The following is a 13,620-nucleotide window of genomic DNA, read 5'->3' as shown; positions in this document are numbered from 1 at the left end:
ATCTTTTAAAATCTGCGTGAAATAAAACTTAGCGCCTCTGTGCCTTTGCGAGAGATTAACTTTTACAAATTCTCGATTTGAATCCGTTTATTATCTTTTAATTGTTTGAATGAAGTAGGAGTGTAGCCCGTAATTTTCTTGAATTGATTGCTTAAATGTGCTACGTTGCTGTAGTTTAGAATATCGGCAATTTCGCTTAATGAAAGCTCATTATAAATCAATAATTCCTTTACTTTCTCGATTTTCTGACTGATGAAATACTTTTCGATAGTTGTGTTTTCAATTTCCGAAAATAAGTTGCTCAACGAATTATAATCCTGATTTAGATTTTCTGCAAGATATTCTGACAAGTTGATTTTGAGATCGTTGTTTTTATGATGAACTAAATCGACAATCAGGTTTTTTATTTTCTCGACGGTTTTTGTTTTTTTATCATCGATTAAATCAAAACCTAAACCTTGAAGATTTTTAAGTAAAACCTCTTTTTGCGAATCATTGATTTCGTCTTGTAACTCAACTTCTCCCAATTCAACAGCAATAGTTTGAAGTCCGAGTTTTTCGAACTCAGTCTTCACAACCATTTTGCATCGGCCGCACACCATGTTTTTGATGTAAAGCTTCATATTTATTTAATCGTTTCTACGACATTTCCGCAAGTCAGCATCGAAGAACCGTAATATGGGTTCTTAACCGCTTTTTCTTTGCTTAACCAATCAGCATCTGCCATTGGGCAATATTGTTTGTAGATTGGTTCCGTTGGACTTGAAACTTTTATCAAATCGTAAGTGCTTTTAGATAAAGACTTGAAAGTCTCACGTTGTTTTTTAAGATCTGTTGCAGTTGAAATACTTTTAGCATCAGCAGTTAATTTTTTGACTACTTTCATCCAAACCGTATGTTCGTTGCTTTTTAATTTATCCATTTTTACAGCTGTGATTGCAGTTAATAAACTTGCGGCTTTCGCTGAAGTCAATTTGCTGTCACTTTTAATAAGTGCATCTTTTACTGAAAAATAAGCATCGTAAACCGATTGTAATTGAGAGTCTGCAGTTTCGATTGCTGTCAATTCAGAATTATTCGTTTTTGCCTGAATAGTATTAGCGCTAAAAAATACTGTAAATGCTGTTGCTAAAGCTATGATTGATTTTTTCATTGTATATAATATTTGGTAAAGGAATTTATTTCCTTTAAAATTAATTAAAAAAGTTGATTTCAAAAAGACCCAATATGGGCTGTCATAAATGCAATAATTATATTTTCGGCTTCAGCCAAATAGAAGTAAATCCAGAAGAAATAGCTGAATTACTATAAGATGAAATTCTGTTTTTTAGAGAAAAATTGAAAACATCGTTTTGTAAATCAAAATCATTTGAAGTCAAAATAACAAATTGCAATGCAGAAGTTGTACAGCCCGAATGACGGCACTTTCCATCGCAATTGTGTTTTTCTTGTTTTGAAGTTTTCTTTTCACAGCATTTTTTAGAACAGCTGTTTTCTTCTTTAGAAGTAATTTCTTTGTGATGCATTGTATTGCATGCATAGTTATAACCTGGATTCAAAAGAAAAACCAGAGTTGAGAAAAGCATCAATATGTGAATCTTTTTGGACAAAGAAATTGTTTTTAGAAGTACAAATTTAGTTAAAAAACTTCGAGCAAATCATTATTTAAGATTTCGATAACTAGAGTTTTTTGAAATCGGTTGGGTTCATGTTTTTACGCTTTTTGAAATAATTGGTCAAATGACTTTCATCTGTAAAACCAAATTCATACGCAATTTGTTTAATCGGCAATTGATTGTTATGAAATCTTTTCTCTATTAAAGTTGTTCTTAAATTATGAATGTATTCTCGGTAACTAACATCAAAAGTCCTTTTGAAATAAGCACTAAAATAGGTATGAGCGATATTAAAATGTTCTGCAATTACTTTAACCTGAACCAATTTTGGCTGATAAATATTCTGATGAATGTAATTGGCAATTTGTTCGTTATCTAAATGTGTCGATTGCATCTGGAGATTCATACAGCGAATGGTCTCTTTGATCAAACCAAAAATCGAAAGAATCTGATAAAAAACAATGGGAGAGGTGGTAACATCAATATAACGATCGTAGGTAACAATATTTTCGACAGTGTTTTTTAAAATCGTTTTACAAGGTTCGTCAAATTTTAAAACGGTTTCTTTTAATATTTTATCCCTCATAAAACTTTCGGGAGTATTGACCAGAAATTCATCGCAGGTAAGATTCTGCTTAGAGTTGAAATAATTATCGGTGAATTTGATAAAAATGAACCCTGTACTTTTCTTTATATCAAAATAATGTTCATCATCTGGCGAAATCACAAATAAATCTCCCGCTTTATAAGGCAGAAGGTTGTTATTCAAATGATGGATACCGCTTCCTTTCTTGATATAGATGATTTCGTAATAGGTATGCGTATGCGGAGGAAGGTGAAATTTTTCTTCTTCAAATTCATCCAGTACTAGTGTTTTAAACTGATTTAATTTAGGCATAACTCAAATTTACAATTTTATATCACAAATATACAATTTCTGATTAAGCTAACAGTGTTAAATTTGCAACGTAGAAATCTATTCCTTTCTACATTAAATCAAAATGAAAAAAAGTCTTATTGCACTCTCTTTAGGAGGGTTAACTATTGGAATTACAGAATTTGTAATGATGGGATTGCTCCCGGATATTGCTTCAGATATGAAAGTTTCAATTCCTGTTGCAGGATATTTAATATCATCTTATGCGCTGGGAGTTGTTATTGGAGCACCTTTATTAGTAATCGCAGGAAGAAATTATGCACCAAAAAAAATGCTTTTAATTTTAGCATTAATGCTGGCTGTTTTTAATGCACTGTCAATTATTGCTCCAGATTATAATGTTTTATTTGCTTCTCGTTTTCTTTCTGGTCTGCCTCACGGAGCATTCTTTGGAGTGGGAGCGGTAGTCGCAAGCCGTTTGGCGGATAAAGGAAAAGAAGCACAGGCAATCTCAATTATGTTTGCCGGTTTGACTATTGCAAACTTAATTGGCGTGCCTATTGGAACTTATATAGGACACCACTTTATCTGGCGTTATACTTTTGTCTTAATTGCATTTGTGGGATTATTGACATTCTTGGCTATCTATTTTTGGATGCCGAATCTGGAAAAAGGAGAAAGCGTGAATATGAAAACACAGCTTCAGTTTTTTAAAAGAACAGAAGCATGGCTGATTATAGGAATAACGGCAATTGGTTTTGGAGGTTTGTTTGCCTGGATCAGTTATATAGCGCCATTATTAATTAATGTTTCTAAGTTTTCACCGGAAGATGTTTCGTATATCTTGGTTTTGGCAGGATTAGGAATGGTTGTTGGAAACTTTGCAGGAGGAAAACTGGCAGACCGATTTTCACCGGCACCTACAACATTAGCTTTGCTATTAGTAATGTCAACAGATTTGGTTTTGGTTTATTTCTTCTCTTTTAATCAATATGTGTCTTTATTTCTGACATTCTTAACCGGTGCGATTTCTTTCTCTGTTATAGCACCAATCCAGATGCTTATGATTCGTACAGCAAAAGGAGCAGAGATGATTGCTTCAGCTTCTCTTCAGGGAAGTTTTAATATCGGAAATGCATTAGGTGCCTTTTTGGGAGGACTGCCTCTGGTGGCAGGATACAGTTATGCCTCACCTAATTTAATAGGAGTAGGGATGTCGGTTATAGGAATGCTGATTACTTTAACTTTAATTAAAATTCATAATAATCGTAATGTAAAGGTTCAGAACGCTTAAGTTATTTACTAAAAAGAGTGCAAACCCTTAGATTAAATTCTAAGGGTTTTTTTGTGCCCATTTTTAATTTTTAGGGTTGTTTAAGGTTTGTGATAGATGAAATGAGAAGAATCTAATGGTCAAAGTGACAGTTAGAAAAATGTTTTTAAAAGAAAAACTTGTTAAAAATATAATCGACAGCAGGAAAAGGAGATTTTTTCGAGCTTAATAAATGTTAAAATAACACTTAAAAATATTTTAAATTGTAAGTATGTAATCGATTGTTTTTTTAGAGAAAATCGTAACAAACAGAGTAATTTTGATAATATATTTAATATTTATATAGCAATAAAATTACATATGTCGTATAAAAAAGTGTTTTAAATTCTGATATATAATTTTATTTAGGAAATTTTTGTGAATTATAATTTTTTTTCTAAAAAAAATATCTATGTTTGTGTAATCGATTACAACTTTTTTTAAATGTTAAATCAAAGCTGGACTTCTTACAAAAAAATAATACAAATCAGGTATTCATTATTAAAGTAGGGAGATACTTTTTGAGGTATAAAGAAAGAGGGGTAACGAAGAAAAAACTAAACCACAAAAACCACTTTAAACAATTAATAACTTAAACAATCAACCAATGAATTTTAAAGATTTACTAAACAAAGGAGCTAACAGCTGCTTCGCAGTTGTTTTCTTATTCTGCCTGCTGATGGTTAATCGGGTACATGCTCAGTCCGTGACACTCGAAGGAACTGTAAAAGATCCTGCAGGGCTTACTTTACCGGGGGTTAACGTTCTGGAAAAAGGTACGAAGAATGGGACTTCTACTGATTTTGACGGACGCTACAAGATTAAGCTCACTAATCCGAAAGCGGTTCTGACTTTTTCTTTTATAGGATTTAAGACTAAAGAAGTTGCAGCGGAAGGAAAAACCAAAGCAGATGTTATTCTGACAGAAGATGCCAATAACTTAAATGAAGTTGTTGTAATTGGTTATGGTACAGCAAAAAAAGGTGATTTGACAGGAGCTGTTTCCACCATTTCAGGAACCGATTTGAAAAAAGTTCCGGTAGCCAATGTTGCTGAGGCTTTAACTGGCCGAATTGCGGGGGTTCAGGTAACTTCATCGGAAGGTTCTCCGGATGCGGACATTAAAATTAGAGTTCGCGGCGGCGGTTCTCTTACTCAGGATGCGTCACCTTTAATTATTGTAGATGGATTTCCAATCAATAATATGAATGATATTTCATCCTCTGATATCGAAACAATGACTGTTTTAAAAGATGCAGCTTCGACGGCAATATATGGATCACGAGGTGCAAACGGGGTTATTCTGATTACAACAAAAAGTGGTAAAGACGGTAAAATAGCAGTCAATTTCAATATGTTCTACGGTATGAAAACAGTGGCTAACGAAATTGATGTTTTGTCGCCTGAAGATTATATTAAATGGCAGTATGAATACGCACTTCTTTCCCAATCAGGAACAAAAGTAGCTTCTAATCCAACTTCCTATACTCAATATTTTGGAAACTGGCAGGATCATGATATGTATAATGGTTTAAAAGGTAATGACTGGCAAAAACAGATTTTTGGCCGCAGAGGAGAGGTACAGAGCCGTGATTTAGGAATTAGAGGAGGAACTGATAAGCTTAATTATAACTTTAATTATGCTCATTACGATGAAAAGGCTGTTATGATAGGTTCAAATTATAAAAGAAACAACTTTGCTCTGGCTTTAAAAAGTAAAATAAGCAATAAAGTTGATGTTGGTTTTACAGTACGTTATTCTGATACGGAGATCGACGGAGGAGGTGTTAATGAACAAAATGAAAAGTCTTCTGCAGATTCACGTATGCGTACTATTGTGGGTTATGCCCCAATTGCGGTGCCAGGTTTGACTTCTGAAGATGTATCTGGAGACGGCTCAGATGTATTAGTAAATCCTTTACGATCTGTTTATGATAATGACCGTCAGCAATTCCGTAAGAACTTTAATATGTTAGGAAGTTTTGGATGGGAGATTGTCGATAATTTAAAATTGAAAGTAGATTTAGGTCTGGATAATTTTAACAATTTAGATTATCGTTTTTATGGACGCAGTACTTATTATGTAGCTAATACTCCTGCCAGTACCTTACAAGGCAAGCCTGCAATGATTATGGCAGATGGTAAAGAGAAACGTTTTAGAAATGCGAATACCTTAAATTACGATTTCAAAAAAATAATGGGTGAAGATCATCATTTGACAGCCTTGATTGGACAAGAAAGTATAAATTATACTTCAAATACAGTAACTTCTACTATTCATGGATATCCTTCTTTTTTTGATTTTAATCAGGCAAAAACGCTAACATCACAAGGAACACCGCAGGCGGTCGATAATTATTACAGCCCGGATGACAGGTTATTGTCATTTTTCGGACGTGCCAATTATGACTATAAAAACCGTTATATCTTATCAGCAACATTTCGTGCAGATGGTTCTAGTAAATTCTCAGAAGATAATCGTTGGGGATATTTCCCGGCTTTTGCTGCAGGATGGAAAATTTCAGAAGAGAGCTTCCTAAAGGATAAAACATGGATAGATCTTTTAAAATTAAGAGCTAGTTATGGTGAAGCAGGAAATAATAATATACCAGTTGGACAGCAGATTCAAATTTTTCAATCTACGCCAACAACCTGGATTAATGGTGTAACCAGTGTGTGGGCACCTTCTAAAACAATGCCTAATCCTGATTTGAAATGGGAAACAACAGTGACTCAGAATATTGGTTTGGATTTTGGGTTTTTTAAAAATCGTTTAAGTGGTAACTTCGATGTTTATAAAAACATCACCAGTGATTTATTAATTAACTTTCCTGTGGCCGGATCCGGATATGATTATCAATACCGCAATATGGGGGAAACACAAAATACAGGTTTCGAAGCCACTTTAAATGTTGTAGCCATTGAAAGAGCTAAATATGGTTTGAGTTTTTCATTTAATATGGGGATAAACGAAAATCGTATTAATTCTCTCGGAGTCATGAATAATTTTGGACAGGCTACGGGCTGGGCCTCTTCTCAGATCGGGGATGATTATCTGATAGCAGTTGGGTCATCATTGGGTACTATGTACGGTTATAAAAATGATGGACGATATGAAGTTTCTGATTTTGATTATATAGGAGGAAAATATGTTCTGAAAAGCGGGGTAACTCCCACCGCGACAACTCTTGTAGGAGACGGAAGCAGTCTTAAACCGGGAGATATGAAATTGAAAGATGTTAATGGAGATGGTAAAGTAGATTTAAACGATAAAACCGTTATAGGGAATGTTAATCCTAAAAGTTATGGCGGTTTTGTGATCAACGGTAATGCTTATGGATTTGATTTAATGGCCGCTTTTAACTGGAGCATTGGTAATGAGGTTTATAATGCTGATAAAATTGAATTTTCTACGGCTACGGCTTCCGGACAGTATAAAAATTTAAATTCTACTATGGCTGATGGAAAAAGATGGACCAATTTAGATCCGGTTTCAGGTCAGTTAGTAACAGACCCTGAGGCATTAGCAGCTCTAAATGCTAATACAACTATGTGGTCTCCTTATATGAGATCAGCTATATTTACAGATTGGGCAGTTGAAGACGCATCGTTTTTAAGATTGAATACTTTAACATTAGGGTATACAGCCCCTGAGATGTTTACCTCTAAACTTGGAGTTTCTAAATTGAGATTCTACTTAACAGCAAGCAATGTTTTTGTTTGGACTAACTATTCGGGTTCAGATCCGGAAGTTTCAACAAGAAGAAAGAACCCGCTGACACCAGGGGTTGATTCAAGTCCTTATCCAAGAAGCAGACAAATGGTTTTTGGGATGAATCTTAATTTCTAATTTTAAATTATCACAAAATGAAACATAAAATAATAATAGCAGGATTGATAATTTCGGGTTTATTTAGTTCCTGTCAGCAATTTGAAGATGACTATTTAGATACACCTGCACCATCTACATTACAACCGTCTTTGATTTTTTCTAATGCTGAACTTGCAAAAGGAGCTGTTGACGGGATAAAAGTACCCTTTGCCGAGACCAACTCTTACAGAGGGAGATTTTTACCATATTATGGTTTAAATACAGATACAGAGTGGTATAATACTTCGCAGACAGCAGGAGATAAAGCCGATTTGTGCGTTTATGATGCGAAACCGGGCAATACAGAAATGAATACTACCAATAATGCTTATTCAATGATGTTTTCAGGTATTGAACGTGCCAATGTTTGTATCTCAGGGATGCGTCAATACGGAAATCCCCTGCCAGGAACAGATATGGGACAGTTGTTAGGAGAAGCTTTAACATTGAGAGCAATTTATTATGCAGATTTACTTAAAGCGTGGGGAGATGTCCCGGCTCGTTTTGAACCTATTACTACCGAAACTTTATATTTACCTAAATCAAGCAGGGATGTTATTTACAAACAATTAATTGCAGATTTGGGAGAGGCATCTACATTGGTGGCCTGGCCTAATGAAACTACTTACACTAATACTGTAGAACATGTGAATAAGGCTTTTGTGAAAGCGTTCAGAGCACGTCTGGCTTTGGCAGCCAGCGGTTATCAGCAATATCCTGACGGGGTTAGAAGAAGTTCTGATCCGGAACTTTCAGTAGCTAAAATGTATGCATTGGCATTAAAAGAATCCCGTGAAGTGATCGAAAGCGGTTCTGCTCATTTAGAAACTACTTTTGAGGGGTTGTGGAGAAAATACAATGAAGAAGTTACTGCTGCAGGTGGAGAATCTCTTTGGGAACTTCCTTTCGCAGATGGACGCGGTAGAATGTTATTTACATTTGCAGTAAGACACACAGCTGCTATTGATCAATTTCAAGCTAATGGGGCTAACCGTGGAGGTGTAGCAGGACCATTACCATTTGTTTTCTACGACTATGATCAAACTGACACACGTAGAGATGTTACTTGTGTACCTTATAAATATGGTGCAGCAGGAGCTAATAATATAGCAAAACAAGAGTTGGGTACTTTAGATACATGGTATTTTGGAAAATATCGTTACGAATGGATGAAACGTTATGTAACTTCTACTAATGACGATGGTGTTAATAAAATGTATATGCGTTATGCAGAAGTTCTTTTGATTGCTGCTGAAACAGCTAACGAATTAGAAGGCCCTGGTGCCGCTTCGATTTACCTGAAAGAACTTCGCAGAAGAGCATTTCCAGCAGATGCACAGGCTGTAAAAGTGGATGCTTATGTAAACGCTTTAAGCAGCAAAACGGCCATGTTTAATGCTATTGTTGAAGAAAATAAATTTGAGTTCACCGGAGAAATGGAACGCAAACAAGCTCTGATCCGCTGGAATCTGCTCAAAACAAAACTGGATCAGGCCAAACAAAAAATGGTTAATTTATCAGCCCGAACAGGCGAATATGCTGATGTACCAACAGCTTTGTATTATAAATACCAGGCAGATAATGTAAGTTTAGATATTTATGGTTTGAACAGAGGGGAAACAGCGAATCCGGGAACAGCATATACATCTGCAGTCTGGACATGGACAGGTACAACTGCAGATGCTAAGATTAATTCCTTGTACAAAGAAGGGGTTAATCCTGATGAAAGACAATTCTGGCCGATATGGCAGGTCTTTATTGATGGGAGTAATGGTCTGCTAAAAAACGATTACGGTTATTAAAATCTTTAAAAGAATTAATAATTAATGATAAATTATTATGATGAAAACAAAATATATATGCAAAGGATTAATAGCCGTATTGTTCCTTACAATTGCAATTTCAAGCTGTGAAAGTTATAACGAAGAATTATTAGACGGCATTGGTAATACAAGAGAATTTTCTCCTATAGGTCTTACTGCAAGAGTTAGAAATCAAACTACAGTTGAGTTAAACTGGACCGTAAGAGAAGTAGACAATGCTGACCATTATATAGTAGAATTTAGTGCTGATGATCCTGATTTTAAAACCATTTTTAAAACAATCAATGTTACAGCGGCTGAGCTGCCGATTCAGGTGCCTCTGGAAGGAGAAACCGTTTATTCTATCAGAGTAAAGGCAGTAAGTTCGGCCAAGTTAGATGATTCAAAGTGGTCGGTTATTACCGCAACAACTTTGTCTGAACAAATATTATTTCCAATAGTCGAAGATGAGATTGAAGCAAAATCTGTTATTTTGAGATGGACACCTAATAGTAATGTAACACAAATTTTGGTTATGCCAGGTAATATAGCACATACAATTACAACAGCAGAAAAGGCAGCAGGAGTTGCTGAGGTTACAGACCTGACTGGAGAGGTGGCTTATACCGCTACATTATTAAACGGAACCAAAACCAGAGGAATTCGAACCTTTACATCGGGAGTTGATGTAACGATTGGTACACTGGTTAATCCGGGAGACGATCTGCTGACTAAAATTGCAGCTACTCCTGCAGGTTCAAGAGTACTGCTTAATCCTGGAACGTACACCACTACAAGCGAAATTGTTTTAAACAAATCAATAACGATCAGAGGAGTAAGAACGGCTAATAAACCAAAACTGAATGTTAAATTTACAGTTAATCCGGGACTGGTTAACCTTACGCTTATGGATTTAGATCTGAACGGATCTGGACTCGACAATGCTGCTGTGATAACTATTTCGGGTGCAGCTTCAAATTACGGAGATATTTTAATTAGTAAAAGCAATGTTCATGGTTATACACGTGCTTTGATTTCTGCAAACGTAACGTCTGCAAAAGTTACTTCGTTTAAAGTAGATAATAGTATTGTTAAAAGTGTAAATACAAACGGCGGCGCTGATTTTATAGATTTCAGAAATACTCATATCGCATCTATAGCTCTTACAAACAGCACATTTGACAGTTGTTCAACAGGACGTGATTTTGTTAGGGTAGATGCCGCTGCGAATTTATCAGATACTGGTTTAACAACTAACACTCTAATTGATCATTGTACCTTGTATAACGTATCAAATACCGCAGCGCCAAAAAGAATTTTATATGTTAGGTTTTTAAATAATGTATCTACCGTTACCAATACTTTAATTGCTGGAACCACTGCTATTTATACCAATCAGGCAAATACTAGTGATCCTGGATTTGGTCAAAATTATTATTTTGAAGCGTCAAGTTTTATGGATGCAACTATTGTTTCAAATAAAATCGATGCATCAGGAGTTACTGCAAATCCACAGTTTGTTAATGCTGCGGAAGGCAACTTTACCATTCAAAATCCGACTTTAATTGATAATGAAATCGGAGACCCTCGATGGATCAAATAAAAATCATGGTTAGTTAATAAAAGAAAAGCGGAATACAGAGTTTTGTATTCCGCTTTTTTAGTATTCAGTCTCAGTATTCAGTCTCAGTATTCAGTCTCAGTTGAACTGTAAACTGCGACTGCGACTGTAAACTAACCCCTATTCAATATCAAGATCAAATTTCTGAAGCAGGCCGGAAAGGGCAGTATGTGACACCTTTGTTCCTTTAATTTTATTTTCGGAAGGATCGAAAGCATAATTTCGGGAAGATCTGAAATCGGTTTTTTCAAGAATACATTCCGCAAAAGTGGCATTCGATAAATCGCAATTTTTAAAAATAGATAAAGACAAATCAGTATTAGAAAAATCAACCTCTTTTAAAGAACAGTCATTAAAACTGGTTTTCTTTAGTTTTTTATAAATAAAAGTAGAATAGTCTAAAAGACAATCCTGAAAACTCATAGAGAATAAAAAACTATTACAGGCACTAAAGTCCAGTCCCATAAGTTTACAACCAATGAATTTGATGTTTTTTAATCCTGTATTTTTCAGGACCGCCAGCGAAAGATTACAGTTTTTAAAAGTACAGTCTAAAAAATCATTGTGACTTAAATCGCTTTTTGAGAAATTACAATTACTGAATTCACAGTTCACAAATTCAGTATTGAATAAGCTCTGATCAGCATAATCTACAGTATCAAACGTTCGGTTTTGATATAATTTGGATTCCATAGTATTGTATGAGGGTGTTGAAATGTTTTAGGATTTATTCTAATTCAATGAAGTCAAAAACACCATTGTTGAGAATTAACTTTGGAATATCGAGTTCACTGTCGACCCTTAAAATATTGTCGCAGTCTTCAAGGTCAAAATTCCACAAAGTATCAGGCAGTAATTGATAAAGCAGGGCAGAAGCCGACTCAAATTTAGAGGGGCTGTCAACAGAAGTTTTAAATACATAAATCATAATTTGCATTTTTGAGAGGCAAATTTCTGAAAAAAGTAAAGCTGTTTGCTAGGATGCAATAATCAATAATTAGGATTTATCAATCATTTTTCGGTACTGAATAGGTGTGATTCCTTCATGTTTCTTAAAAAAACGACTAAAGTACGATTGATCCTCATGCCCTACCTGAATAGCGATTTCACTTACAGAAAGCGAGGTTTGAAACAATAAATATTTGGCTTCAAGCAATATGGTCTCATCAATCCATTTGGCTGCAGATTTACCTGTTACAGTTCTTACCGATTTATTAAGATGATTGGGCGTGACGTTTAGCAGTGAGGCATAATAATGTACCAAATGATGGGTTTTGATATTCTGATGAATTAGCTCTTTGAACTTATTCGTAATGACTTCCGCTGCCGAAATATTCTTCGCACTCTTAATGGAGTTTTTGTTCATTTCATAAAACAAAGCGATGAGGTACGATTGTACAATATTCAGGTTGGCTGTTGGTGTTTCAGAATATTCTTTTTGCAAACGGTCTAAAACAGCAGTAATTGACTTGATATCTTCTGGTTCCACTTTAATTTTCGGACTGCCGGATATGTTCAAAAAGTCAAATTCATTCAGCATTTCCCGACTGCCGTATTTCCCAATTAATATATCCGGATGAAACTGGCAGATATAACCCGTATGGGCATTATTGATATTTTTGATTGAAAAAACCTGATCGGCCGGAACTACTATAATTTCATTCGAAACCGTGAGGTATTCTTCATAACCCACCTTCATCTGATGCGTGCCCGAAGTAACAAAAATTAAAGTATGGCAGCTATGCTTGCAAGGCGGCACAGGATATTGCAAACGCATCATTTCTTCCATTTTCAAACAAAAAAAATGATCCGAATTGGACTTAAAAAGCATATGCATCGGATTGTCTTCGCCCAGAAATTTCTCCCGAAATCCCTTTGCTTCGTAGGTTTTTACCTTTTCTGCTGTCTTTGTTTTCATACCTAATAATACAATCTAAAATCAAGTAATTTACAAAGGGCATAATGCTTTTGGTACAAATCTTCAACCACTTCAGTAAGATCATCATTTTCCTGATACAAACTAAAAAAAGCTTTATCGATCGTACTGCAGCTGGCAATTTTATTGTAGGTAGATCCGTAACCCGAAATTGCTCGTGCACCGGTAATATCCAGAAAGTACTGTGCTTCTTCTTCGTTGAGGTCTAACCTTTTTTTATTGGCAAAATGAATAATTTTTCCTTTCATTTTCCCTTCAAAAAGTTCCGCTATTTCTTCAATGCTGTAGTAATAATCGTGAAGACAGATGTTGTTTTCCTGTCCCGGCATCACCAGATAAATGATTTCATAATCTTTAAAGTTATGATCATCATAAAGCAGCGTATTTAAACTTTCTTCTAAACCTTCAATAGTATCGCAGGTTTTATATATGCTGGCAATTCCCTGATTAAAAGCAATTTCTTCCAGATTTTTAACCACATCAGTAGTGGTAACAGTATCTACATCCTGAACACCTTCGAGGCAGAAAATAAACTTTTCATTATCCATACTATTTATTGTCTTTTAGGTTATGTGGTAAAACCGG

Annotated in this window: 12 protein-coding genes; 4 read left to right on the top strand and 8 right to left on the bottom strand. The window is 35.1% G+C overall.

Annotated features, from left to right (window positions below; all coding sequences use genetic code 11):
- Nucleotides 1-62 precede the first annotated feature (62 nt).
- The 4 genes from ACODST_RS04335 to ACODST_RS04320 form a co-directional block, all read right to left on the bottom strand.
- On the bottom strand, nucleotides 63-623 hold the full coding sequence (locus ACODST_RS04335; RefSeq protein ID WP_488930885.1) for a helix-turn-helix domain-containing protein: 561 nt from the start codon (nucleotides 621-623) through the stop codon (nucleotides 63-65).
- 2 nt (nucleotides 624-625) lie between these two features.
- Entirely contained in the window at nucleotides 626-1,153 is a 528-nt protein-coding gene (locus ACODST_RS04330) for a DUF3347 domain-containing protein (protein WP_488930884.1), read from the bottom strand.
- 97 nt (nucleotides 1,154-1,250) lie between these two features.
- Complete coding sequence (locus tag ACODST_RS04325) at nucleotides 1,251-1,586, bottom strand: hypothetical protein (protein WP_488930883.1); 336 nt, start codon at nucleotides 1,584-1,586, stop codon at nucleotides 1,251-1,253.
- 94 nt (nucleotides 1,587-1,680) lie between these two features.
- Complete coding sequence (locus ACODST_RS04320; protein ID WP_488930882.1) at nucleotides 1,681-2,514, bottom strand: AraC family transcriptional regulator; 834 nt, start codon at nucleotides 2,512-2,514, stop codon at nucleotides 1,681-1,683.
- Between the two features lie 103 nt (nucleotides 2,515-2,617).
- On the opposite strand from ACODST_RS04320, the gene ACODST_RS04315 reads away from it, so the two are divergent.
- The 4 genes from ACODST_RS04315 (at nucleotide 2,618) to ACODST_RS04300 (ending at nucleotide 11,081) form a co-directional block, all read left to right on the top strand.
- Nucleotides 2,618-3,787, top strand: a complete 1,170-nt coding sequence (locus ACODST_RS04315; RefSeq protein WP_488930881.1) for an MFS transporter — start codon at nucleotides 2,618-2,620, stop codon at nucleotides 3,785-3,787.
- Between the two features lie 625 nt (nucleotides 3,788-4,412).
- Entirely contained in the window at nucleotides 4,413-7,655 is a 3,243-nt protein-coding gene (locus ACODST_RS04310; RefSeq protein WP_488930880.1) for a SusC/RagA family TonB-linked outer membrane protein, read from the top strand.
- A gap of 17 nt (nucleotides 7,656-7,672) precedes the next feature.
- Nucleotides 7,673-9,478 carry a RagB/SusD family nutrient uptake outer membrane protein gene (locus ACODST_RS04305; protein ID WP_488930879.1) on the top strand — a complete coding sequence of 602 codons (1,806 nt, stop codon included), beginning with the start codon at nucleotides 7,673-7,675 and terminating at the stop codon, nucleotides 9,476-9,478.
- Between the two features lie 37 nt (nucleotides 9,479-9,515).
- On the top strand, nucleotides 9,516-11,081 hold the full coding sequence (locus tag ACODST_RS04300) for a DUF5123 domain-containing protein (protein ID WP_488930878.1): 1,566 nt from the start codon (nucleotides 9,516-9,518) through the stop codon (nucleotides 11,079-11,081).
- A gap of 138 nt (nucleotides 11,082-11,219) precedes the next feature.
- Here ACODST_RS04300 and ACODST_RS04295 read toward each other — a convergent pair whose 3' ends face one another.
- The 4 genes from ACODST_RS04295 to ACODST_RS04280 all read right to left on the bottom strand — a co-directional run bounded on the left by ACODST_RS04295 (nucleotide 11,220) and on the right by ACODST_RS04280 (nucleotide 13,583).
- Nucleotides 11,220-11,792 carry a pentapeptide repeat-containing protein gene (locus tag ACODST_RS04295; RefSeq protein WP_488930877.1) on the bottom strand — a complete coding sequence of 191 codons (573 nt, stop codon included), beginning with the start codon at nucleotides 11,790-11,792 and terminating at the stop codon, nucleotides 11,220-11,222.
- A 34-nt stretch (nucleotides 11,793-11,826) separates the two neighbouring features.
- On the bottom strand, nucleotides 11,827-12,027 hold the full coding sequence (locus ACODST_RS04290; RefSeq protein WP_488930876.1) for a hypothetical protein: 201 nt from the start codon (nucleotides 12,025-12,027) through the stop codon (nucleotides 11,827-11,829).
- 69 nt (nucleotides 12,028-12,096) lie between these two features.
- Nucleotides 12,097-13,017, bottom strand: coding sequence for an AraC family transcriptional regulator (locus tag ACODST_RS04285; RefSeq protein WP_488930875.1), 921 nt, complete (start codon nucleotides 13,015-13,017; stop codon nucleotides 12,097-12,099).
- A gap of 2 nt (nucleotides 13,018-13,019) precedes the next feature.
- Nucleotides 13,020-13,583 carry a DUF6642 family protein gene (locus ACODST_RS04280; protein ID WP_488930874.1) on the bottom strand — a complete coding sequence of 188 codons (564 nt, stop codon included), beginning with the start codon at nucleotides 13,581-13,583 and terminating at the stop codon, nucleotides 13,020-13,022.
- Nucleotides 13,584-13,620: the final 37 nt, after the last annotated feature.

Source organism: Flavobacterium sp. FG19, assembly GCF_057809475.1.
This window is presented reverse-complemented; position numbering and strand designations above follow the sequence as displayed.